This is a genomic window from Erythrobacter sp. EC-HK427 (genome assembly GCF_902498745.1).
GTDB lineage: Bacteria > Pseudomonadota > Alphaproteobacteria > Sphingomonadales > Sphingomonadaceae > Alteraurantiacibacter.
Window position 1 is genome coordinate 2,737,739 of record NZ_LR701479.1, and the last position, 23,444, is coordinate 2,761,182.

23 protein-coding genes, 1 tRNA gene and 1 other RNA gene are annotated in these 23,444 nt (G+C 62.9%); 6 read left to right on the plus strand and 19 right to left on the minus strand.

Features of this window, described 5'->3' with window-relative positions:
- Positions 1-70: 70 nt before the first annotated feature.
- The 3 genes from uppS to pyrH all read right to left on the minus strand — a co-directional run bounded on the left by uppS (position 71) and on the right by pyrH (position 2,130).
- Positions 71-748 carry a polyprenyl diphosphate synthase gene (gene uppS / locus GC121_RS13345; protein ID WP_151975133.1) on the minus strand — a complete coding sequence of 226 codons (678 nt, stop codon included), beginning with the start codon at positions 746-748 and terminating at the stop codon, positions 71-73.
- Positions 749-848: 100 nt separating this feature from the next.
- Positions 849-1,406, minus strand: coding sequence for a ribosome recycling factor (gene frr, locus GC121_RS13350; protein WP_151975135.1), 558 nt, complete (start codon positions 1,404-1,406; stop codon positions 849-851).
- 4 nt (positions 1,407-1,410) lie between these two features.
- Entirely contained in the window at positions 1,411-2,130 is a 720-nt protein-coding gene (gene pyrH, locus GC121_RS13355; protein WP_151975137.1) for a UMP kinase, read from the minus strand.
- A gap of 148 nt (positions 2,131-2,278) precedes the next feature.
- Between pyrH and GC121_RS13360 the strand changes: the two genes are divergently transcribed.
- Positions 2,279-3,130, plus strand: coding sequence for a metallophosphoesterase (locus tag GC121_RS13360; protein WP_151975139.1), 852 nt, complete (start codon positions 2,279-2,281; stop codon positions 3,128-3,130).
- Here GC121_RS13360 and GC121_RS13365 read toward each other — a convergent pair.
- From GC121_RS13365 to GC121_RS13390, 6 genes are all read right to left on the minus strand, one after another.
- The gene (locus GC121_RS13365; protein ID WP_151975141.1) at positions 3,127-3,846 is read right to left on the minus strand and encodes a hypothetical protein; all 720 of its coding nucleotides are present in this window, start codon (positions 3,844-3,846) and stop codon (positions 3,127-3,129) included. The two genes, GC121_RS13360 and GC121_RS13365, sit on opposite strands and share 4 nt — an antisense overlap.
- Before the next feature lie 117 nt (positions 3,847-3,963).
- On the minus strand, positions 3,964-4,899 hold the full coding sequence (gene tsf / locus GC121_RS13370) for a translation elongation factor Ts (protein WP_151975143.1): 936 nt from the start codon (positions 4,897-4,899) through the stop codon (positions 3,964-3,966).
- A gap of 101 nt (positions 4,900-5,000) precedes the next feature.
- Positions 5,001-5,777, minus strand: a complete 777-nt coding sequence (gene rpsB / locus GC121_RS13375; protein ID WP_151975145.1) for a 30S ribosomal protein S2 — start codon at positions 5,775-5,777, stop codon at positions 5,001-5,003.
- Between the two features lie 449 nt (positions 5,778-6,226).
- Positions 6,227-7,162, minus strand: coding sequence for a phosphatidylcholine/phosphatidylserine synthase (locus GC121_RS13380; protein WP_370513753.1), 936 nt, complete (start codon positions 7,160-7,162; stop codon positions 6,227-6,229).
- Complete coding sequence (locus GC121_RS13385) at positions 7,159-7,908, minus strand: phosphatidylserine decarboxylase (protein WP_151975147.1); 750 nt, start codon at positions 7,906-7,908, stop codon at positions 7,159-7,161. The genes GC121_RS13380 and GC121_RS13385 overlap by 4 nt, the downstream gene beginning before the upstream one ends.
- 74 nt (positions 7,909-7,982) lie before the next feature.
- Entirely contained in the window at positions 7,983-9,380 is a 1,398-nt protein-coding gene (locus GC121_RS13390) for a short-chain fatty acyl-CoA regulator family protein (RefSeq protein WP_370513754.1), read from the minus strand.
- A gap of 136 nt (positions 9,381-9,516) precedes the next feature.
- Here GC121_RS13390 and GC121_RS13395 point away from each other — a divergent pair, with 136 nt between their 5' ends.
- The 3 genes from GC121_RS13395 to GC121_RS13400 all read left to right on the plus strand — a co-directional run bounded on the left by GC121_RS13395 (position 9,517) and on the right by GC121_RS13400 (position 13,498).
- Entirely contained in the window at positions 9,517-11,112 is a 1,596-nt protein-coding gene (locus tag GC121_RS13395) for an isocitrate lyase (RefSeq protein WP_151975151.1), read from the plus strand.
- 83 nt (positions 11,113-11,195) lie between these two features.
- Positions 11,196-11,351 carry a hypothetical protein gene (locus GC121_RS15390; RefSeq protein WP_199857872.1) on the plus strand — a complete coding sequence of 52 codons (156 nt, stop codon included), beginning with the start codon at positions 11,196-11,198 and terminating at the stop codon, positions 11,349-11,351.
- Entirely contained in the window at positions 11,348-13,498 is a 2,151-nt protein-coding gene (locus GC121_RS13400; protein ID WP_151975153.1) for a malate synthase G, read from the plus strand. Before GC121_RS15390 ends, GC121_RS13400 begins: the two co-directional genes overlap by 4 nt.
- Before the next feature lie 170 nt (positions 13,499-13,668).
- Here the strand turns inward: GC121_RS13400 and GC121_RS13405 are convergent.
- Positions 13,669-13,754: transfer RNA gene (locus GC121_RS13405), tRNA-Tyr, on the minus strand.
- A gap of 142 nt (positions 13,755-13,896) precedes the next feature.
- Between GC121_RS13405 and rlmB the strand changes: the two genes are divergently transcribed.
- Complete coding sequence (rlmB, locus tag GC121_RS13410; protein WP_151975155.1) at positions 13,897-14,685, plus strand: 23S rRNA (guanosine(2251)-2'-O)-methyltransferase RlmB; 789 nt, start codon at positions 13,897-13,899, stop codon at positions 14,683-14,685.
- Positions 14,686-15,038: 353 nt separating this feature from the next.
- Here rlmB and GC121_RS13415 read toward each other — a convergent pair whose 3' ends face one another.
- The 8 genes from GC121_RS13415 to ffs all read right to left on the minus strand — a co-directional run bounded on the left by GC121_RS13415 (position 15,039) and on the right by ffs (position 22,491).
- A complete protein-coding gene (locus GC121_RS13415; RefSeq protein WP_151975157.1) occupies positions 15,039-15,311 on the minus strand; it encodes an HU family DNA-binding protein in 273 nt (90 codons plus the stop codon).
- Positions 15,312-15,556: 245 nt separating this feature from the next.
- Positions 15,557-17,959 (minus strand): endopeptidase La, encoded by a 2,403-nt coding sequence (lon, locus tag GC121_RS13420; RefSeq protein ID WP_199857873.1) that lies wholly within the window; start codon positions 17,957-17,959, stop codon positions 15,557-15,559.
- 127 nt (positions 17,960-18,086) lie between these two features.
- Entirely contained in the window at positions 18,087-18,950 is an 864-nt protein-coding gene (locus GC121_RS13425) for a hypothetical protein (protein ID WP_151975161.1), read from the minus strand.
- Positions 18,951-18,982: 32 nt separating this feature from the next.
- Positions 18,983-19,663, minus strand: coding sequence for an RES family NAD+ phosphorylase (locus GC121_RS13430; protein WP_151975163.1), 681 nt, complete (start codon positions 19,661-19,663; stop codon positions 18,983-18,985).
- A complete protein-coding gene (locus GC121_RS13435) occupies positions 19,660-20,049 on the minus strand; it encodes an antitoxin Xre-like helix-turn-helix domain-containing protein (protein ID WP_151975165.1) in 390 nt (129 codons plus the stop codon). The genes GC121_RS13430 and GC121_RS13435 overlap by 4 nt, the downstream gene beginning before the upstream one ends.
- Positions 20,050-20,119: 70 nt before the next feature.
- Entirely contained in the window at positions 20,120-20,506 is a 387-nt protein-coding gene (locus GC121_RS13440; RefSeq protein WP_151975167.1) for a YbaB/EbfC family nucleoid-associated protein, read from the minus strand.
- Between the two features lie 27 nt (positions 20,507-20,533).
- Positions 20,534-22,345 (minus strand): DNA polymerase III subunit gamma/tau, encoded by a 1,812-nt coding sequence (locus GC121_RS13445; protein ID WP_151975169.1) that lies wholly within the window; start codon positions 22,343-22,345, stop codon positions 20,534-20,536.
- A gap of 51 nt (positions 22,346-22,396) precedes the next feature.
- Positions 22,397-22,491, minus strand: an RNA gene (gene ffs, locus GC121_RS13450) — signal recognition particle sRNA small type.
- Positions 22,492-22,572: 81 nt separating this feature from the next.
- On the opposite strand from ffs, the gene GC121_RS15395 reads away from it, so the two are divergent.
- Positions 22,573-23,052, plus strand: coding sequence for a hypothetical protein (locus GC121_RS15395; protein ID WP_199857875.1), 480 nt, complete (start codon positions 22,573-22,575; stop codon positions 23,050-23,052).
- Between the two features lie 52 nt (positions 23,053-23,104).
- On the opposite strand, the gene GC121_RS13460 is transcribed toward GC121_RS15395, so the two are convergent.
- Complete coding sequence (locus tag GC121_RS13460) at positions 23,105-23,386, minus strand: ETC complex I subunit (protein ID WP_151975171.1); 282 nt, start codon at positions 23,384-23,386, stop codon at positions 23,105-23,107.
- Positions 23,387-23,444 lie beyond the last annotated feature (58 nt).

A 23,444-nucleotide genomic window follows, 5' to 3' on the forward strand; every position in this document is an offset into this window, starting at 1 on the left:
GAAAAGGCGCGCGCACACCCCCTCCGACCCGCCTGCGGCGGCCCACCTCCCCCAGTGGGGGAGGATTGCATTAGCGCCCGCCATAGCGTCGCTCCCGCTTGGCAAATTCCTCGCACGCCGCGCGCAAATGGCCTTCGTCAAAATCTGGCCAGAGCACATCGAGAAACAGCATTTCGGCATAGGCCGACTGCCACAGCAGGAAGTTGGACAGGCGCACTTCGCCGCTGGTGCGGATGAGCAGATCGAGCGGGGGCAGATCGGCGGTGTAGAGGTGCTTTTCGATCCTCTCCGCCGTAACCGCGCCCTCCTCCGCCGCCAGCCCCGCCGCGCGGATGATTTCCTGTTGCGCGCCGTAATTCAGCGCCACCGCCAGCGTCCGCTCGCCGCCCGACGTGCGTTCCAGCGCGTCTTCCAGCTTGGCAACAATATCAGGCGCGAAGGCTTTGTAATCGCCAATGATCTTCAACCGCACGCGGCGTTCGATCATGTCCTGCAAGTTGGCTTCGATAAACCTGCGCATGAGGTTCATGAGGTCGGAGATCTCCTCCTCCTCGCGCTTCCAGTTCTCGCTGGAGAAAGCGTAGAGCGTTAGGCATTCGAGCCCCAGCACCTCGGCGGCCTGCACAGCTTTGCGCACCGCATCCCCGCCCGCCTTATGGCCAAGCGCACGCGGCAGCTTGCGCGCCTTCGCCCAGCGGCCATTGCCATCCATGATGATGGCGACGTGGCGGGGGTAATTCACGCTCATAGCCCCTCCCCTTCAGGGGAGGGGTTGGGGTGGGGGTTGTCAGGGTTGCGGCTCTTACAGGCCCCACCCCCGGCCCCTCCCCTGAAGGGGAGGGGAGTCCTCACTGAGTCAGGATTTCCTGTGTCTTCTTCTCCACCGCAGCATCGGTGTCGGCGACATATTTGTCGGTGAGCTTCTGCACCTCCTCTTCCAACCGCTTGCGGTCGTCTTCGGAGATTTCCTTCTTCTTCTCGTCTTCCTTCAGCGCGTCATTGGCGTCGCGGCGGACATTGCGGATGGCAATCTTTGCCTTCTCGCCATATTCGCCCGCGAGCTTGGCCAGATCGCGGCGGCGTTCCTCGTTCAGATCGGGCATCGGCAGGCGAATGGTCTGCCCGTCCACCATCGGATTGAGGCCGAGATTGGCGCGGGCAATGCCCTTTTCCACCGCAATCACATTGCCCTTGTCCCACACCTGCACGCTGAGCATCCGCGGTTCGGGCGCGGAGACGGTGGCGACTTGCGAAATCGGCATCATCGCACCGTAAACCTCGCACACCACCGGATCGAGCAGCGAGGTGTTGGCGCGGCCCGTGCGCAGGCCGCCCAGATCGCTCTTCAGGCTTTCCACCGCGCCCGCCATCCGGCGCTCTACGTCGCTCTTGTCATATTTCGGCATAGTCTCAGTCCTTTTGCACGATTGTCTGCACCCCGTGCCCTGCCAGCACGCGCGCAACATTGCCCTTTTCGCGGATCGAGAAGACCACGAGCGGGATAGCATTGTCACGGCACAGCGCCACGGCGGAGGCGTCCATCACTTTGAGATTGTCGGCAAGCACTTTGTCATAGCTGACCGTATCGAACCGCACCGCATCGGGATTGCGCTTGGGATCACTGTCATACACCCCGTCCACGCTGGTGCCTTTGAGCAGTGCATCGCAGCGCATTTCGGCGGCACGCAGGGCCGCACCGGAATCGGTGGTGAAATAGGGCGCGCCGACACCGGCGGCGAAGATCACGATGCGGCCCTTCTCCAGGTGCCGCTCGGCGCGGCGGCGGATCACCGGCTCGCACACCTGATCCATCTGGATGGCAGACTGCACGCGCGTGTGCACGCCCAGCTGTTCGAGCGCGCTCTGCATCGCCAGCGCGTTCATCACCGTCGCGAGCATTCCCATGTAATCGGCCTGCGCGCGGTCCATCCCCTGCGCCGCGCCCGACATTCCGCGAAAGATATTGCCGCCGCCGATGACGAGGCAGATTTGCAGGCCCGTTTCCTTCGCCGCCTTCACCTCCTCGGCAAGACGCATGACATAGGCCGGATCGATCCCGAATTCCTGCTCTCCCATCAGCACTTCGCCCGAGAGTTTGAGCAAAATACGCTTGGCGCCGGGCAAAAGCATGGGGAGTGGGTCCTCGTCCGATAAGGGTTTGCGCGGCCTTAGAGCGCGGGCGCGCCGGTGCCAAGGGTTTGCGCCAAGGTTTTGCTCCAAGGTTTTGCGCCAAGGTTTGCTCTTGTGCGGGCGGGCGGGCGCTATAGGGGTGATCAGCATGGCGTTGCGCATCCTCGATTTTCTCTGGCTCCAGTGGAAGCAGATCGCGCTTTTCCTGTTGCTCGTTGCCGCGCTGCTGGCGTGGAAAGCGTGGTCGGACACGATGGGCGATCCGGTGGTGCAGCGGGCAGAGGTGACCTTGCCGGGGATGCCCGACGGAAGCGCGATCACGGCGGTGCTGGTGTCCGACATCCACGTCGCCGGGCCGGATATGCCGCCATCGAGGCTGGAGCGGATCGTCGCGCAGATCAATGCGCTGGAGCCGGACGTGGTGTTCATCGCGGGCGATCTGGTGAGCGAGAAGCGCACCGCGACGCATATTTATACGGCAGAGGAGATCGTCGCCCCGCTCGCCGCGCTGGAGGCGCCGATGGGCGTGGTGCTGGTGCCGGGCAATCACGATCACTGGTTCGACTGGGATGCCCTGCGCGACGAGGCTGAGGCGGCAGGTATCGTCGTCTTGCAGAACTCAGCCGCGCAGATCGGCCCGCTGGCGGTGGGCGGCGTGGACGATGCCTACACCCGCCGCGATGATCTGTCGCAGGTGCTCGACCGGATGCGCGAACTGGCCGGAGGCCGCCTGATCCTCACCCACAGCCCCGACATCACTCCGCAAGTGCCCGCCGATATCCCGCTGGTGCTGGCAGGGCACACGCATTGCGGCCAGATCAGCCTGCCCTTGCTGGGCGCGCCTGCCTATATGTCGACCTATGGCGATCGCTACGCCTGCGGGCTGATCGAGGAGAACGGCAAAACCGTGGTGGTCGGCGCAGGCTTGGGGACGAGCCTGCTGCCGATACGGTTCGGCACGCGGGCGGAGATTTGGGTGGTGGAGCTACGCGGAAACTAATCGCGCTCCCATGGCGGCGTGCTTTCCGAGGGTTGCCAACAAGCTTCCAATGATTGCGCGAACTCGTCTGCCCAGGCTCCCGGACTATCTTCCCAGAGCGCCCCATAATATGTGCTTTCAAACAAATAGCTGTCGCGGTGAACAAACCGGATTTTATCCGTATGAAGCGCAATGCCGCTTAGTGGATCTCGGGGCACAAGCGGCAAGGCAAAAAAGGATAGCGCCGGATTGGCCTCCATCATCGCCATAGCTGGCCCGCACTCAGAAACATCCGTTTCCAACCACTCTAGCCGATAGCGCCCAAGAGCCTCGCGTAAGCTGGCGTCATCACTGACACCGCTTTCGTAAAGAAAGCCAAATAGCGCCTGCCCCCGGTTCCGCGGGCGCGGCGGCTCACCGTTGAAAGGCGCGCGAACCATACGCGCGATCATCCGACTGCCGCAGCCCCTTCGTGCCTCACCAACATCCTCGCTGGTACAGCCAAGCAGAATTCCAATTGAGTATACCGGATATCCGTAGTCATCGCCGGAGTAGACTATCTCCATCCATGGTTCAGGCCGCTCTGGAAAAAAGCGTTGCGGATCAAAAGCTAGTTCTCTGGTGCGCTGGCGATAATCGTAATGGCTAGCGTCATCCTGCGCCAGCGCCGGAAATGACGATGCTGAAGTGACGGCGAAGAGCAACAGGGCGATCAATGGCGATTGCTTGGCGAACATTGCCGAAGCCTACGCGGATGCCTCTGAGAGTAAAGCAAAATCCCGGTAACAGCGCAGACAAAAAGCCGCCGGAGCGCGAACTCCGGCGGCTTCTCGTTTCCACAATGGAAAGAACGCCTAGCCCTTAACGGCAGCAGCCACTTCTGCGGCGAAGTCGCTTTCTTCCTTCTCGATGCCTTCGCCCAGCTGGAAGCGGACGTAATCCACCAGCTTGATCGTGCTACCTGCTTCCTTGGCGGTGCGGGCGACGTATTCTTCGACTGAGGCCTTGCCGTCCTTCACGAAGATCTGGCTGAGCAGCGCGTTTTCCTTGGCGTATTTCTTCACCGCGCCATCGACCATCTTTTCCTGCACTTCGGCGGGCTTGCCGCTTTCGGCAGCCTTTTCGGCAGCGATCTTGCGCTCGCGCTCGATCACTTCGGCGTCCAGACCGTCGGCGTCCAGTGCCAGCGGGAACATTGCCGCCGCGTGCTGCGCGATATCGCGGCCGAGCGCCGCAAGCACGTCTGCCGAGGCATCGCCTTCGAGCGCGACGAGCACGCCGATCTTGCCCAGATCCTGCGCATCGGACGACACTGCATTGTGCATATAGGCGACAACCGCGCCCTGCGAGACCGACACGGTCTTCATCCGGCGCACCTGCTGGTTTTCACCGATGGTGGCGACGTTGTTGGTCAGCTTGTCAGACACCGTGCCGCCGTCGGGATAGGCCGCGCCCTTCAGCGCTTCGACATCGTCACCAGCAACGCCCAGCGCGACCTGCGTGGTCTTGCGGACGAAATCCTGGAACTGGTCGTTCTTGGCCACGAAGTCGGTTTCCGAATTGACTTCCACGGCCACGCCCTTGGTGCCTTCCACCGCGAGGCCGATCAGGCCTTCGGCAGCGGTGCGGCTGGACTTCTTGGCGGCGGTAGCAAGGCCCTTGGCGCGCAGCGCGTCAACCGCGGCTTCCATATCGCCATTGGCTTCTTCGAGCGCCTTCTTGGCGTCCATCATGCCCGCGCCGGTCTTTTCGCGCAGGGCTTTCACATCGGATGCGGAAAATGCAGCCATTGTTCTGTTCCTTCTTATGGAAAACGGGGCGCCGCCCCAATTGGAGCGGCGCCGTAATCATGTTTTGTGACGGTCGGACGACGCAGGCGTCGTCCCATCAATCACGCTTCGGCGGTTGCTTCTTCAGCGACGACCACAGCTTCGGCGGGCGGTGCGTCCATGGCGCCGATATCGGCGCCCGAATCGACCACGCCTTCACCCTTGCCGGCGCGCGCCGCAGCGGCAATCGCGTCGCAATAAAGGCGCACCGCACGGCTCGCATCGTCATTGCCGGGGATCGGGAACGCAATGCCTTCCGGATCGACATTGGTGTCGAGGATCGCCACGACCGGAATGCCGAGCACGTTGGCTTCCTTGATCGCCAGATCTTCCTTGTTTGCATCAATCAGGAACATCACATCGGGAACGCCGCCCATATCGCGGATGCCGCCGAGCGACATTTCCAGCTTGTCCTTCTTGCGGGTGAGGTTCAGCACTTCCTTCTTCGTGAGGCCGCTGGTGTCGCCCGAAAGCTTTTCCTCAAGCGTCTTCAATTCCTTGATCGACTGCGAAATCGTCTTCCAGTTGGTGAGCATGCCGCCCAGCCAGCGGTGGTTGACGAAGTGCTGACCGCACGCACGCGCGGCCTGGGCAATCGGCTCCTGCGCCTGGCGCTTGGTGCCGACGAACAGCACCTTGCCGCCCGCACGGGTGGTCTGCTGCACGAAATCGAGCGCGCGCGCGAAGAGCGGTACGGTCTGCGACAGGTCGATGATGTGGACACCGTTACGGTCGCCGAAGATATACGGCTTCATCCGCGGGTTCCAGCGGTGGGTCTGGTGGCCGAAATGTGCGCCGGCCTCGATCAATTGCTGCATGGTGACGGTAGGGCCCGCCATAGATAATTCCTTTCCGGTTAAGCCTCTGGAAAGCGGGGAACCGTGTGCAGCGCGTTCGCCCTGCCAACGGCACCGGTATGTGTGCCTTCCATGTGGATTTGCCCGAACGTGATACGACGAGGGTTCGCCGGAGCCATTCAAGCGGGAGCGCGCCTAGCGGAAGCGTGCGGGGAAATCCAGCGGAAAAGCGCCCGCTCCGGATGAATCGGAACGAAACTGGAACAAATCACTTGACCACGCGGAACATTGGTGGAACATAGAACGCAACAGGAACACAATCGGGAACCAAAAGGGGCCGGAAGGCGCTGGGGTTCCGGAAGGACACATGGAAATGACATTCGCTATGGCGATTTCGCTGTTTTTCGGACTGGTGGCCGCGCTGGCGTTGAGCGTGGTCTACGCCTCGCTCACCCGCGCATGGACGCAATACCGGGCCATCCGGGCGGAGCTTATCGCGATGGATCGTCCGAAAGCTGCTGTTCCACTTCGTCAACCGCAAGCGGCTCTCGTTCGGGCACTGGCGGTTTGAGCTTCTCGGCCTTCGCCCGCTTGATCTTGTCATACCGGATCACCGTCCAAACGATCAGCGCGAGATAAATTGTCCCGATCAGGGTGAGCGTCCACCACGTTTCGATAAGCAGGCCGCCCACCAGCAATCCGGCAAGAGCGATCACCACCAGTTTCAGCTCGCCTGTAGGCCGAAGCGATTTCCAGCTCGGCGTGGCAAGGTTGGACACCATCAGCAGCGCAATCGCCACGATCCACGGGCCGACCAGCCACGGCTCGCGGAAAATCGCCAGATCGGTCGCCAGCCACAGATAGACCGGCATAAAGGCGAACCCCGCCCCCATCGGCGCAGGCACGCCGGTGAGGAAGCCGACCGATTTGTGCGGCTGGTCCTCCACATCGATCTGCGCATTGAACCGCGCCAGCCGCAGTGCGCAGCAAATGGCGTAGGCCAGCACCGCCAGCCAGCCAAAGCGCGGCGCTTCCGAGAGTGACCAGAGATACAGGACCAGCGCGGGCGCGATGCCGAAGCTGGCCGAATCTGCGAGGCTGTCCAGCTCCGCACCAAAGCGCGACTGCGCCTTCAAAAGCCGCGCCACGCGGCCATCCATCGCGTCCAGCACGCCCGCGATAATCATCGCGAACACCGCCTTGTCCCATTGCCCGGCCACCGCGAACAGAATGCTCGTGAGGCCCGAACACAAAGCCGCGGCGGTAATCGCATTGGGCAACACCGCCCGCATCGACAGACCCCGCCCGCCGCGTGAGCGGGTTACGTGTTCGTGCTCGCTGGCCTTGGGGCCGAGCCAAGCCGGGCCCGCAGGGACGGTGTCGTCCTCGTCATAGTCATTCCCGTCCTGGCCGTTGCCGGGGATCACTGGCTAACGCCCTCCAACAGGCCTTGCGTGCCGAGTTCGGCCAGCACCGTCTCACCGGCCACAACCTTCTGGCCCAGCAGCACCTTGGCATCGGTTCCGGCGGGCAGATAGACATCCACCCGGCTGCCGAAGCGGATCAGGCCGACGCGCTGGCCGACCGCGACAATGTCACCCGGCTTCACAAACGGCACGATGCGCCGCGCGACCAGCCCTGCGATCTGGGTAAAGCCGATGCGCACACCGTCAGGCCGCTCGACCAGCAGATGCTGCCGCTCGTTCTCTTCGCTCGCCTTGTCGAGATCGGCATTCATAAATGCGCCGGGAATATACACGATGCGCTTCACCGTGCCCGCAATCGGCGAGCGGTTGATATGCACATCGAACACCGACATGAAGATCGAGATGCGGGTGACAGGCGCGCTCCCCAATCCTGCCGCGCCATCGCCATCGGGCCCCTGCATTTCGGGCGGCGGCGGAACCGAAGCGATCAGCGAGACAAGCCCATCGGCGGGCGAGACGATCGCGGTCGATGCTTGCGGCACCACCCGTTCGGGGTCGCGGAAAAAGGCGAACACGCCCAGCGACAGGAACAGCAGCGGCCATCCGGCCAGCTCCCACCCCACGAAAAAGAAGAACAGCGCGATGCCCACGGCGATCACGCCGAATTTGCGGCCTTCGGGATGGATTGCGGGCCAGCCCCATTCGGCATCCCCGCGTCCGCGATTGTCTCTCAGTTCACCAGCCATACGGGGGTATCTAGGGCGAAGCGACGCGCCTCACAACCCGCAGGGGCGGCTTTGCGGGGAAAAGCGCGCTGCGCCTACTCCATCGAGAAATCGAACGGCACCCCGCTTTCGCGGAAGCGCGCGGGCACGATATCGCGGCCCATCGGCGGGGCGGAACGGGCGATGCATTTGGGGCGATGGCAGAGGCGGCAGGCCACGCCGATGGGCGCAGGCTCGCCCAGTCCCTCGCCGTAGACAAGCCTGTCCAGATGCGCCGCCGAACAGGCAATCGCCACCGCCCGCCGCACGCTGGGCGCACCATAGGCCCCGCCCCCGCCGCGCACGGTGCGGGCGATGGAAACGAAGCGCTCACCGTCGGGCAGCGCAATCAGCTGCGCGTCGATCTGGCCCGGATTGTCGAACACGGTGTGCACATTCCACAGAGGGCACCCCCCGCCATGCCGGGCAAAGGGGAAGCCCGCGCCATCCAGCCGTTTGGAGACATTGCCCGCGCGGTCGACCCGCAGGAAGAAAAACGGCACGCCCTCCTCGCCCGGGCGCTGCAAAGTGGTGAGCCGGTGCGCCACCTGCTCGAAACTCACCGCAAAACGCGAACACAGCGCTTCCACGTCATATCGCATTTCCGCTGCCGCTTTGGCGAATTTGCGATAGGGCATCAGTAGCGCCGCCGCCCAATAGGATTGCAGCGCCCGCCGCACGAGGCGCTTGCCGTCCTCGCCCATGATGCGACTTTCGCTGACAATCTGCGCAATCGGTGCTTCCTGCTCCAGAATGGCAATCTGGAGCGCCGCCTGGAACCGCCGCCCTGCCTGGTCGATCCGTTCGGAAATATACACCCGCCGCCGGTGGTAATCGTGCCAGCGCGAGGCGCCGCGCAGAATGCCGTCATCGGTGAGGCGCAAATCGAGTTGGTGGTTCTCCAGCAGATGGTCACCCATGGCGGCAAAGCTGTCGAGCTTGGGGGCGAGCGCGCTGGCGCTATCGTCCAGTTCGGGGAAGCAGTTGCGCCGCGCGGCGAGGAACGCGCGCGCTTCGGCGACCGGATCGGACGGCCCCTGCTCGCCCCCATTGGCGCTCTCTTCGCGCCGCTCGGCGAGTGCTAGCTGCTCCTCGCCAAATGCGGTATGCAGCCGCAGAAGCGCCTCGGCCATGCCGGGATAGGAGGTGGCGATATCCTCGATATCGAGTGGCTCGATGGCGATATCGGCGAAGATCGGGTCTTTCAGCGCCCCCGCCAGCCGCGCCGCCGTCTCATCCGCGTCTTCATCCGCCAGACTGGCGACATCGATGCGGTATGTGGTCGCCAGCTTCAGCAGCATTTCGGCGGTGACGGGCCGCTGGTTGCGCTCCATCAACGCGATATAGCTGGCGGAAATGTCGAGATCGCTCGCCATATTGGCCTGCGTCAGACCAAGCTCGCGCCGCAGCTTTTTGAGGCGCGGCCCCAGATAGAGCGTCTTTCCAGCCATCATATTGCTCCAGTGTCCGTTGATTACAACTTTACAAGCATAGTTTGTAAAGTTTGACAAGATGACACCGAATGGCGCGACACCGGCAATTTTGTGTCGCAGAAGGCGCTCACGACATTCCAGATTGGACGGAGCCTTTATGACCTATTTCGCCGAAATCCACCGCCAGACGGGCATCAAGCACCGCGAAGGCGCGACGTGGCAGGGGATTGACCCCGAATTCGCCGCGCGCCTCGCCATGCAGAACCGCTTCCAGACCGGGCTCGATATTGCCCGCTACACCGCAAAGATCATGCGGCAGGACATGGCCGCCTATGACGCCGATCCTGCGGCCTACACCCAGTCGCTCGGCTGCTGGCACGGATTTATCGGCCAGCAGAAGATGATCAGCATCAAGAAGCATTTCGGCAGCACCAAGGGCAAGTATCTTTATCTCTCGGGCTGGATGATCGCCGCCTTGCGCAGCGAGTTCGGCCCCCTGCCCGACCAGTCGATGCACGAAAAGACCAGCGTTCCGGCGCTGATCGGAGAACTCTACACCTTCCTGCGCCAGGCCGACGCCCGCGAACTGGGAATGCTGTTCCGCGATCTCGATAAGGCCCGCGAAACCGGGGACGAGGAAGCGGCGGCCAAGGCGCAGCAGGCCATCGACACGCACCAGACCCACGTTGTGCCGATCATCGCCGATATCGATGCAGGCTTCGGCAATGCCGAGGCGACCTATCTGCTCGCCAAGAAGATGATCGAGGCCGGTGCTTGCGCGATCCAGATCGAAAACCAGGTGTCGGATGAAAAGCAGTGCGGCCATCAGGACGGCAAAGTCACCGTGCCGCATGAGGACTTTCTGCACAAAATCCGCGCGATCCGTTACGCTTTCCTTGAACTCGGCATTCCCGACGGCGTGATCGTGGCGCGCACCGACAGCCTTGGTGCAGGCCTGACGAAGCAAATCGCCTTCACCAAGGAGGCGGGCGATCTGGGAGACCAGTACAACGCCTTCCTCGATTGCGACGAAGTCAATGCGGCGCAGATCGGCAATGGAGAGGTGCTGATCAGCCGCGAGGGCAAGCTGCTGCGCCCCAAACGCTTGCCCTCCAACCTCTTCCAGTTCCGCGCCGGAACGGGGGAAGACCGCTGCGTGCTCGATTGCATCACCGCCTTGCAGAACGGCGCCGACCTGCTGTGGATCGAAACCGAGAAGCCGCATATCGACCAGATTGCGGGCATGGTGGACCGTATCCGCGACGTCGTGCCCAATGCAAAGCTGGTGTACAACAACTCGCCCAGCTTCAACTGGACGCTCAACTTCCGCCAGCAAGTCTATGACAAGTGGGCAGAAGAAGGCCGCGATCTGACCGATTACGAGCGCGAGCGGTTGATGAGCCAGCACTATGATGACAGCGATTTGGCGAAGGAAGCGGATGAGCGCATCCGCACCTTCCAGGCCGATGCTGCCAATCGTGCGGGCATCTTCCACCACCTTATCACGCTGCCGACCTATCACACGGCCGCGCTGAGCACCGACAATCTCGCCAAGCGTTACTTCGGCGAGGAAGGGATGCTCGGCTACGTCAAGCAGGTGCAGCGCGAGGAAATCCGGCAGGGCATCGCCTGTGTGAAGCACCAGAACATGGCCGGTTCCGATATCGGAGACGACCACAAGGAAGCCTTCGCCGGCGAAGCCGCCCTGAAGGCAGGCGGCGCACACAACACGATGAATCAATTTGCCGCCTAAACACTGACTACCCCCGGGCCGGAACATTGGAGAGTTTCGGCCTCCCCCAACCCTACCAACCGCCATCAAAAGGAGACACAATCATGGCACAACCCGGTATGGCCCGCCCCGTGTTCTCGACCGAGGACTTCGGACTGATCCGCAACGCGCTCGCCGTCGCTATCCGCAATGGTGAAGACAATGCGGAAACCCGCAAGCTGGTGAACCTGCACCACCGTCTGGGCCGGTTCGCCCGATGACCGCGCAGGCCCTGACAGAGCTCAACCGCCCCGAAACCGCAGCAGAGACAGGCGGAGCCTATGTGCTGCGCCAATATCTGCGGGTTTCGGAGCAGCTGGCCGGTTTCGTCGAAAGCGAAGTCCTGCCCGGCACCGGCATAGCGCCGGAGAGCTTCTGGCAGGGCCTTGCAACACTCGCCGCCACCTTCGCCCCGCGCAATCGCGCATTGCTGGCGAAACGAGAGGATTTGCAACGGCGCATCGACGATTGGCACCGCGCCAATCCGCAGGCCCGCTGCGGCGCGCCCGAGGCGTTTTTGCGCGAGATCGGCTATCTGGTGGAAGAGCCTGCGCCTTTCACCATCGGCACCGCCAATTCCGATGCGGAAATCGCGCATATTGCCGGGGCCCAGCTCGTCGTCCCCGTGCTCAATGCGCGCTTCCTTTTGAATGCCGTGAATGCCCGTTGGGGCAGCCTGTATGACGCGCTCTACGGCACCGACGCGCTCGGCACGCGGCCCGCGTCAGGCGCGTATGACATGCAGCGCGGCGCGCAGGTGATTGCTTGGGCGAAAGCCTTCCTCGACGATGCGGTGCCGCTTGCGGAAGGTTCGTGGGCGGACTGGAGCGGCGGCACCCCTGCCCTCGCCAATCACGCGCAGCTAAAAGGCACCATCGGCAACAATCTGCTGCTCGCCAATAATGGCCTGCATATCGAAATCGTGATCGATTCCGCGCACCCGATTGGCGCGAACGACCCCGCGCATATCGCCGATATCCGGCTGGAAGCCGCGCTTTCGACCATCGTCGATCTGGAAGACTCCGTCGCTGCAGTCGATGCGGAAGACAAAGTTGCGGCCTACCGCAACTGGCTCGGCGCCATTCGCGGTGATCTCTCCGCCAGCTTCACCAAGGGCGGAGCGACTGTCACCCGCACCCCCAATGAAGACCGCTTCTACACCAACATAGCTGGCGAAACGCGCCCCTTGCGTGCGCGCAGCCTGCTGCTGGTGCGCAATGTCGGCCATTTGATGACCACACCCGCCGTGCTGCTGCCCGATGGCCAAGAAATGCCCGAAGGCCTGCTCGATGCGGCGATCACGATTGCTATCGGTATGCACGACCTCAACGGCCTCGGCCCGCTCTACAACAGCACGACGCGCAGCATCTATATCGTGAAGCCCAAAATGCACGGGCCGGAGGAATGCGCCTTCACCAATGATCTGTTCGACGCGGTGGAGGATATGCTCGGGCTAGAGCGCAACACCGTGAAAGTGGGCGTGATGGACGAGGAACGGCGCACCAGTGCCAATCTCGCCGCCTGCATCCACGCGGTGAAGGATCGCATCTTCTTCATCAATACCGGCTTCCTCGATCGCACTGGGGATGAAATCCACACTTCGATGCTGGCTGGTCCGATGGCGCGCAAGGCGGAGATCAAGGCGGCGGACTGGATCGCCGCTTACGAGGACCGCAATGTTCAAATCGGCCTCGCCTGCGGCTTTGCGGGCAAAGCGCAGATCGGCAAGGGCATGTGGGCCGCGCCTGACCGGATGCACCAGATGCTTGCCGAAAAGATCGGCCACCCGATGAGCGGCGCGACCACAGCCTGGGTGCCCTCACCCACCGCCGCCGTGCTCCACGCGACGCACTACCACCGCTGCAATGTGGCAGAGCGGCAGGAAGCGCGCGCCGATGAACCCGTCGCGCCGCTCGCCAAGCTGCTCACCGTACCGCTGGCCGAGAGTGCCGAGTGGTCGGAGAAGGAAATCGCCGACGAGCTGCGCAACAATGTGCAGGGTATCTTGGGCTATATGGTGCGCTGGATCGACCAGGGTGTCGGCTGTTCCAAAGTCCCCGACATCAATGATGTGGGTCTGATGGAAGACCGCGCGACCTTGCGCATTTCCGCGCAGCATATCGCCAATTGGCTGAAGCACGGCATTGTCGACCGTCTCGCCATCGACGAAGCGCTGCACGAAATGGCGGGCGTGGTGGATGCGCAGAATGCGGGCGATCCGGCCTATGTGCCGATGCTGGCGAACCCGCGCGAAAATATCGCGCTGGCCGCCGCGCATGAACTGATCGTCTACGGCGCACAGCAACCCTCGGGCTATACCGAGCCGGTGCTGCACCGGGCTAGAGCGCGGGCGAAGGCGACATTCTAGCTGGGGTGTTCCCGGTGGTGGACAGGGCTGGATTGGCCGCCGCTTCGCTCTGGCCGTCTCCGCTTCGCTCCGACTCCGACCCATCGTGCCATCGCTGCGCGATGGCCGCACGCTGGTTCTCGCGGGCGAAGTGCGCCACGCTGATGTATCGATGAAAGCTGCATTCCCGGTGGTGGACAGGGCTGGATTCGAACCAGCGTACGCTTGCGCGGGCAGATTTACAGTCTGCTGCCTTTAACCACTCGGCCACCTGTCCACACCGTTGCCGGAATGTGCGATTGATCGCATTTCGGGGCTGCAAAAAGCGCAGCCGTCATGCCGAGAGGCGCCCCTTTGGCGAAGCACCGCTTGCCTGTCAATGCCCTCGCTGGCAGTAGGCGCCGCGAAAGGTGCAGTTTATGTCCAAGGCCAAGGGAAAGAAGTCGCTACGCGGTCGCGCGGGGCGGATGCAGGGCGGGCGCGGCTCGGGCCGGGCGAGCAAGGGCGCAGTGCGGCTGTGGGGCCGCCATGCGGTGGAAGCCGCGCTGATGAACCCGCGCCGCGAGCATCGCAAGCTGTGGGCCACACTGGAAGGGATAGATTCGCTGTCTGGTGAACTGCCGCCCGGTTTCCCGCTCGAACGCGCCGAAGTGGCTGATCTTGCACGGCTGGTCGCCAAGGATGCGCCGCATCAGGGGCTGGTGCTCGAATGCGAGCCGCTGGACGATGTGTATCTGTCCGACGTGATGGATGGCGATCCCGCGCGGCCGATCATCGTGCTCGATCAGGTGACCGATCCGCACAATGTCGGCGCGATCCTGCGTTCGGCAGCCGCGTTCAACGCCGCTGCGATCGTGACACAAGACCGCCACGCCCCGCCCGAAGGCGGCGTGATCGCCAAGTCTGCCTCGGGCGCGCTGGAAACCGTGCCGTGGGTGCGGGTGGTGAACCTCGCCCGCGCATTGGAGGAAATCGCCGAAGCCGGATACTGGCGCATCGGCCTTGCCGGTGAAGCGGAAGCGACTTTCGCCGAAGCCCTGCCTGCCGGCCCCGTCGCCGTGGTGCTCGGCGCGGAAGGCGAAGGCATGCGGCACAATGTGCAGCAGCACTGCGACGCGCTGGCCCGCCTGCCGATCAGCGAGGCGATGGAGAGCCTGAACGTCTCCAACGCAAGCGCGATCGCGCTCTATGCGATAGCGACGCGATAGGGGCCGTGCGCGCGCCCGCTAGAATGTGAAGGGTTCACACAAAGACACAAAGACCACGAAGACACGAATTGGCTGCACGATCCCGCGCCGAAGGCGCCAATTCTTTTCGCGCAGAGCACGCAGAGATCGCAAAGATTGATGCGTCTTCCTCTGCGGACTCTGCGCGCTCTGCGCGAACTTTTATGGGTGCGGCTCCGCCGCAGGGCTCGACCTCTTCGTGTCTTTCTGTCTTCGAGTGAAAAGTATTCCTCTCACCCAAACAACCGACCCAAAAACGAAGGGCCGCCCCTTGGGGGACGACCCTTCTTAGGACCGCTGCCATTGCAGGCAGCTTTCCCCTCCCTAACCGGTAATCAGTTGACCGCGTCTTTCAGCCCCTTGCCCGCCTTGAATTTGGGCTGCGTCGAGGCGGGGATGGTCATCGGTTCGCCGGTGCGCGGGTTGCGCCCGGTGGACGCCTTGCGCCGTGCAACGGAGAATGTGCCGAACCCGACAAGGCGCACTTCGTCACCCTTGGCGAGGGTGGTCTGGATGGTGTCGAACACCGATTCCACAGCCTTGGTCGCATCATTGCGCGAAAGGCCGCTCGCATCCGCTACGGCACCGATCAATTCGTTCTTGTTCATTGTCTGGAAAACCCCCTCAAAACTGAGAAATGCATATTTGACGTGGTCGCACCGCGATTCCCCCAAATTGAGCGAGTTTTCCCTGCGCTGTCAAAGCGAAACAGGGCAGAGAATCCCCTTTTCAAGCCGAAGCGACGTTTTCTGGCTGGAAAGCGAGCGATTGTTGCGCCGCACACCCGCAGGCGCGACGTTTTCGGTCGGAGGGACTCTCCCGCCAGCATCCGAATCGGCAGGAACGCGAACCGCTAATGCGCGGTTGTGCCCGGCTCTCCGCCGCCCGCCTGCCCTTGCGGCTGGCTGGCCAGATCATCCGCTTCCGTCCATTCGATCGGCGCAGGCATGGCGGTCAACGCCACTTCCAAAACCTGATCGACATGGGCCACGGGAATGATTTCCAGCCCCTGCTTCACATTGTCGGGAATTTCGGCGAGGTCTTTGGTGTTTTCCTCGGGGATCAGCACGGTCTTGATCCCGCCGCGCAGCGCCGCCAGCAGCTTTTCCTTCAGCCCGCCAATTGGCAGAACCCGCCCGCGCAGGGTCACTTCGCCCGTCATCGCCACATCGGGCCGCACGGTCACGCCGGTCAGCGTCGAAACGATGCTGGTGACCATGCCGATCCCGGCGCTCGGCCCGTCCTTGGGCACCGCGCCTTCGGGCAAGTGGATGTGCACATTCTTGCGCTGGAAAATGCTCGGCTTGATGCCATAGGCAGGCGCGCGCGCCTTCACGAAGCTGAAGGCGGCGGCGATGCTTTCGTTCATCACTTCGCCCAGCTTGCCGGTCGTCTTGACCTCGCCCTTGCCCGGCGTGGTGACGCTTTCGATGGTGAGCAATTCGCCGCCCACGCTCGTCCACGCGAGGCCGGTGACCGCACCCACTTGCGGCTCTTCCTCGCTCATGCCGTGCTTGAACTTGCGCACCCCGGCAAAGTCGCCGAGATTTTCGGGCGTGACCGTGATGCTCTCGGCCTGCTTTTCGAGGATTTTGCGCAAGGATTTGCGCGCCAGATTGGCGATTTCCCGCTCCAGCGTGCGCACCCCCGCCTCGCGGGTGTAGTAACGGATAAGGTCGCGCAAGGCTTCTTCGGTCAGCGTAAATTCGCCGTCCTTCAGCCCGTGATCTTCCACCTGCTTGGCAATCAGATGGCGGGTGGCGATTTCCACCTTCTCGTCCTCGGTATAGCCTTCCAGCCGGATGATCTCCATCCGGTCGAGCAGCGGCTGCGGCAGATTGAGGCTGTTTGCGGTCGTCACGAACATGATGTCGCTCAGATCAATATCCAGCTCCAGATAATGGTCCTGGAACTTGCTGTTCTGTTCGGGGTCGAGCACTTCGAGCAGCGCCGATGCCGGATCGCCGCGGAAATCCTGCCCCAGCTTGTCGATCTCGTCGAGCAGGAACAGCGGATTGCTGGTGCCTGCCTTTTTCAGATTGGAGACGATCTTGCCCGGCATGGAGCCGATATAGGTGCGACGGTGGCCGCGGATTTCGGCCTCGTCCCGCACGCCGCCCAGCGACTGTCGGATAAACTCGCGCCCCGTTGCGCGCGCAATGCTTTTGCCGAGCGAGGTTTTGCCAACACCGGGCGGGCCGACAAGGCACAGGATCGGCCCCTTTAGCTTGTTGGTGCGCGCCTGCACGGAAAGATATTCGATGATCCGGTCTTTCACCTTTTCCAGCGCGTAGTGATCCGCATCGAGGATTTCCTGCGCCTTGGCGATGTTCTTTTTGACCTTGCTCTTCTTGCCCCACGGCAGGCCCAGCAGCACGTCGAGATAGTTGCGCACCACGGTCGCCTCGGCGCTCATCGGCTGCATCGATTTGAGCTTCTTCAGCTCGCTTTCGGCCTTGGCGCGGGCTTCCTTGGACAGCTTGGTCTGTTCGATCCGCTTGGTCAGCTCGGCAATCTCGTCGCCCTCGCCATCCTCGCCGCCGCCGCCCAGCTCGTTCTGGATCGCCTTCAACTGTTCGTTGAGGTAATATTCGCGCTGCGTCTTCTCCATCTGCCGCTTCACGCGGCCACGGATCTTGCGCTCGACCTGCTGCACGGAAAGCTCGCCTTCCATCACCGAGAAGACCAGCTCCAGCCGCTTCATGGCATCGCTTTCGGCAAGCATCTGCTGCTTGGTTTCGACCTTGGCGGACAACGCGGAAGCGATCGCATCGGCGAGCTGCCCCGCATCCTCGATCTCTGCGAGCGTTTCCTCGATATCGTCGGGCAGCTTCTTGTTGCTGCGCGCATAATCGGCGAATTGTTCCAGCGCGGTGCGCATCATCGCCGCGACTTCGGTGCCGCTGGCGCTGGTTTCATCGAGCGCGGCGGTCTGCGCGAGGTAATAGGCCCCGTCGAGCCGCATATCGCTCATCTTCGCGCGCGCCTTGCCTTCCACCATCACACGGACGGTGCCGTCGGGCAATTTGAGCATCTGTTCGATCTGCGCGACGGTGCCGATATCGAACAGATCGCCGCGCTCCGGATCGTCGGTGGAGGGATCGAGCTGCGAGACGAGGAAAATCTCCCGATCCGCTTCCATCGCGGCTTCCAGCGCGGCAACCGATTTGTCCCGCCCGACAAACAGCGAAACCGCCATGCCGGGGAAGACGACGATGTCGCGCAAGGGGAGAAGGGGGTAGGCGTTCATATGCATATCCGTGTGGTGAGCGGCTTTGGCGTTAGGCAGAGCCGCATGAATTCTGGCTGTAGGATATGGGGGCGCACGTGCTGCGCTGCAACAGGTTGGGCGGGAATGTTGGGGATGGGATGCGGCGTGCGATTTAGTTATCTGTGTAGAACGGTTCCGCCGAAGTGCGTACGTCCAGCCCGAACGAAAGCACGCTGGCAATCGCCTCTCCTTGCGCACTCACTGCCGGGATCGCGCTTCCGCGTTCGACAGCCATAGCGCAAAAGTGTGTCGCGAATTGCTCGAACGTGTTGGGCGATAAAGCGCGGCAAGCGGTGATATCACCATCGGCACCGACAAAGAAAAGCATCCATTGCGTCGAATTGCGCGCCGCATTCGCCGCGCTGTCGGGCATCCGCAGCAGCGCCGTCCCGACCCATTCGTCCCCAGTTCTCATATTCGCCCGCTGCTGCAAAGAGCGATGCGCCTCAGCATCCAGCCCCCAATACTCAAGCAACGAATACTGACATTCCTCCAACGCGTTGAACGCGGGTTGCAGTGATCCGGTCTCAAGCCGGATGTCGCCATCGAACACGCCGGATACAGCAATCCATTGCGCGCTGGCGTCCGCACCTACGGGATTGTCGGACGGAGCATAGGTCTGTGCCTGAACCCCGTTCAATCCGTTTTCCAGCTGCAATTCGATGGCAGTCATCAGCCGCGCATTACCGTTATCACCCGGGCCAAAATGCACTTCCGCATCCAGGTTCGCGCGCATCGTCCGCCTGCCCACCACCGTCAGGGCAAGCGGTGCGCCGGGAGCATATTGTCGCATCAGCAACGTAACCGGCGCATCAGCAGAACCGAAATTCCGGGAAAGGCCGCAACTGTCCTCCGCGTAGTCGAGGTTCCAGTTGGTGACAGGCCGCAGTTCTTCGATGCTCGACTGGGCGCTAGCTGGAATTGCAGCAAAAACGAGCGAAGCAGCGGCCAACGCGGCACAGCGGAAATTTCTCATAAGCAGCAGAATGTCTCCACCCTCCCCGCCTGTCAATCCAGCAAAGACCTCACGTAAACCATTGTTATCGCGTTGCCATCCCAGACATAGGCGAGGTGGCGTTCCTGTGTGCATTCGCGCACCATTCGCGGCCGGAACAGCGCCGCGCATTCGCCGCCTGTGTGGCGGACGCTGGAGTAGACGAGGCCGTTCGCGCCCTCTCCGCGCAGTTTGCGGCCCAAGGCCTGCGATGCCGCATAGTCATTCGGCGCATAGATATCCGCCATTCGCTGCTGCCGCCCGCGAATATCGTGCAGCCGCGTGTCGAAGGCGACGCGGTAGACGCGCATATCGACCTCTTGCGGCGGTTCGTTTGTGGCGGCAAGGAAGCGCGTGCGGTGATACTTGGTTTCGGCAATCGCTGTGTCGAGGCTCTTCGCGCAGTAGAATGCGCCATGGGAGCCATCGGCAAAGCGGTCTCCGCCCGGGCGCAGGTGGGTGAAGGCGGCCATGATCGGCGAGCTGCCGAGGCCGGACACGCGATCCTCCGGCGGGACGAGCGTGATGTCGCCCACTTCGTCCCGGATGCGGTCATTGGTCATCGCTTCCAGTTCGAACACCGCCTCCAGGTCGGCCGGATCGGCGACCTTCTCGAACAGGCCAATCGGCGGGAAACGGCTGGGAATGATGCGGTAGGCGCTGGTCCAACGCACGCGATTGACCGGAATGCTCACCCGCGCTGGGCGTCGATATACTGGCGCACCACGAACAGATCGGCGACATTGCCCGACAGCATCCGCTCAAGCGCGGGCTTGCCATCGAACAGAGGGGCGGCATTGGGCCTGTGCACCCAGTCATCCGCGCTTTGCGGCAGCAGGATTTGCAGCCCCTTATAGATGCCGAGAATGTAGGAAATCCGCTCCAGCGCGTCACGCGAAAGCGCCGCCACCTTGCCGCGCTTCCAGCTTTGCAGCGTGGAGCGGCTGTCAATGCCGAGCAGCTTCATCTGCTCCGCCTCTTTCAGCTTCCACGCCGCTGCGATGTTGAAGAAGGTGCGCAGCGCCGGGCCGGTCAGGTCGCGGCGCTTGTCAGCAGGGGCTTCGGCGAAGGCGGTTGCCATATCTGTTCTCCTTCAAGCAATATGTGCAATTTCTGCACATTTGTCAAGGAAAGAGCGGATTACGCACCCTCTACATCCCGGGCAGATTGAACCCCGGCGGCAGGCCGAGGCCTTGCTGCATTTGCGCCATATGCTCGCCCGCCTTGCGGTCGGCCTTATCGCGCGCGTCGTTGAAGGCGGCGGTGACGAGGTCTTCGAGGATCGACTTTTCCTCTTCCTTGAACAGGCTTTCATCTATGGTCACGCCGATGATCCGCCCGCGCGCGCTGGCGCGCACTTTGACGAGGCCGCCGCCCGCGGTGCCTTCAACCTCGATATTGTCGAGCGCGACCTGCGCATCCTGCATCTGCTGCTGGATCTTGGTGGCGGCTTCCTGCGCGGCGCGCATCATTTCTTCCATGTTCTGCATGTCTGCGTCCTTCCAGAATTTCAATGCGCCTCGTCTGGCGCGTCCCATGCCTAGCTTTGCATCAGAGCGGGAAAATCAAGCCCGCTTGTTCCACCCGTCACGCCCGCGCACCGGCTCTTCTTCCGCGATCAGCTGCGCATCGGGGAAATATTCGAAGGCGGCCTTCACCAGCGGATGGTTGCGGATGCGCTCGGCGGCGGCGCGCTTGGCCGACTCTCCCTGTTCGAACAGGGTCAGCGCGCCCTCGGCATCGCTGCGGATGACTTCCCATTGCCCGCCGAAGATCTCCTGCAAACCCTGCCGGATGTGCTTGGCGATGTCGTCATCATAGCCGGGCGGCTGGGTGTATTCGAGCTTGCCGGGCGCCAGCGAAACCACCCGCACCTGCGCGCTGAGCATACTGGCGAAGCTGAGCGAACCGGGCGCGCCCGAATTCTCGATTTGCGCCACCATCTCCGCCCAGTCGAGCGCGGCCGTCGCGCCGCCAGCCGAACCACCGCCAGTGCCCTGCCCCGCCCCGCCACTGAGCGCGAAATTCTTCAGCTCTTTCGCCAGCTTGCCCGGATCGGGCATATCGGCGGCGTGGAGCACGCGCAGCAGCGCCATTTGCAGCGCCACCAGCGGATCGGGCGCGCTGCGCACTTCGTCATGACCTTTGAGCAGCAATTGCCACAGCCGGTGCACTTGCCCCGCCGAAAGCTTTTGCGCCCACTCGCCAATCGCCGCGCGCTCTTCTGCCGTCGGCGCATCGGGCTCGCCGATCTGGCCGACCGCGATGCGGTGGGTAAATTCCATCAGCGAGCGGATAAGCGAAAGCGGCTCCACCCCCAGCGCATATTGCTCCGCAACGGCGTCTAGCAGTTTGGCGGGCTCGCCTTCGAGGATGTGCTGAAACAGCCGCCGCTGCGCCCCGCGATCCGCAAGGCCGAGCATATCGCGCACCTTGGCCGCGCTGACCATGGTCGTCTCGCCGGCGCTGTCCATATCCGCGTGGGCGATTGCCTGGTCGAGGATCGAGAGGCCATCGCGCACCGAGCCTTCCGCCGCCGCCGCGATCATCGCCAGCGCCTCATCCTCCGCGCCAACGCCTTCCTGCGCGCAGACCCAGGCGAAATGCTTGTGCAGCAATTCGGAGGGGATGCGGCGCAAGTCGAACCGCTGCGTGCGGCTGAGCACGGTCACCGGCAGCTTGTCGACCTCGGTGGTGGCGAACAGGAATTTGACGTGCGCGGGCGGCTCCTCAAGTGTCTTGAGCAAGGCGTTGAAAGCATTGCGCGAGAGCATATGCACTTCGTCGATAATGTAGATCTTGTAGCGCGCCGACACGGCGGCATAGCGCACCGCCTCGATAATCTCGCGGACATCATCGACCCCGGTGTGGGAGGCCGCGTCCATCTCGATCACGTCCATATGCCGACCCTCGGCGATGGCGACACAGGGTTCGCACTGGCCGCACGGGTCGATGGTAGGCCCGCCCTGCCCGTCTGGCCCGACGCAATTCAGCGCCTTGGCGATCAGCCGCGCGGTCGAGGTTTTGCCCACCCCGCGCACACCCGTCATCAGGAAGGCGTGCGCCAGCCGCTCGCGCTCGATCGCGTTGGCGAGCGTGCGCACCATCGGTTCCTGCCCGATCAGCGCGGAGAATGTCTGCGGACGGTATTTGCGCGCGAGGACGCGGTAGGGTTGCCCGGCTTTCTGCGGTGCGACAGCGGGCGCTGGAGCTGGTGCAGCCTCCTCCGCACCCGCCCCCGCTTCGGGCTCGGGCGCACCGAACATCGAATTCTGCCCGGCAGCCTCCAGCGCGGCCGCAGAAGGTTGCGCCTCCTCGGTCTCTTTCGCGTCACTCGCCCACGGCAAGTCGTCCGGTGTTTCCGGGGAATCACTCATGCAGACACGCTAGGCGCTCGCTGCACGAATGTCATCGCAACAATGATGTGGAAAAAAGGAGCCGAGCGACCCGCTGCCATCTACCTGGGCTGCTACCTTCCGGTCCTGACCCGGTGAGCAGACGCGAACGTCCACCCGACTCCCGACCCTCTTTATGGGGAGGACGCTTTCGCTTTGCAAGAGATGACATTTGCGTCATGAAGCTGCTTTCACCAAGGGAGGGACGAATGCGTAATGTGAAATGGGTTTTGGGGACAGCAGGGCTCGCGCTTGCTTTGGCGGCTTGCGGCGGGGAAACCGATCGTGCAGCAGATGACGCTGCCGATGCGGCCGAGGCAACGACTAGCGAAGAAACTGCAGCAGCTCCGGCAGAAGCCGCAGCCCCGACCGAAGGTGGCGAGGCTGCACCCGCTGCCGCTGGCGGTGAATCCGGTGGCAAAGGTGGAGGCGATGGCGCTGCTGCCGCTCCTGCGGCGGCACCTGCCGCTGGCGCTGGCGGTGCTGCTCCTCGCGGAGGCGCGCGTACGTCAGCCTCTGCTATCGATTTCGGGGATGACAGCAGCGAATGGGCCAATGACGGCGAGTGCGACGATCCGCGCTTCGTCGGCTCCAACATGGCCGAAGTGCTGCTCGATGAAGACACCGGCAAGGATGCGACCGATTGCCGTGCCGCTTTCGAACAAGGTCTGATCGGACTGCGCGGATAACTCCGCAAATTGCTCGCCTGCCTGCCACAAAGCGGGCAGGCGAGTATTCGCTTTACCGGAAATTGTCGGCGTAGGCCTGAATCTTCAGCGCCTTCGCCGGCACCGTATGCACACGGGCGGTAATGCCGTGCTTTTCGGCATAGGCTTGCGCGGCCTCGCAGCTCGGGAATTTCAGCTGCAGCTGCTGGCGCGTATCACCGCTGCCCGCCCAGCCCATCAGCGGATCGGGGCGCTTGGCCTCTGCCGGAATGAAATCGAGCACCCACTCATCGGTGCGCGCCTTGCCGGATTGCATCGCGCTTTTCGGGCGCTTGTAGATACGTGCGTCTGCCATGGCTGCGCTCCCTAATTCGCTTTGCTGTTGCGCTCAATCCCCAAACTCCGCTCAGGAC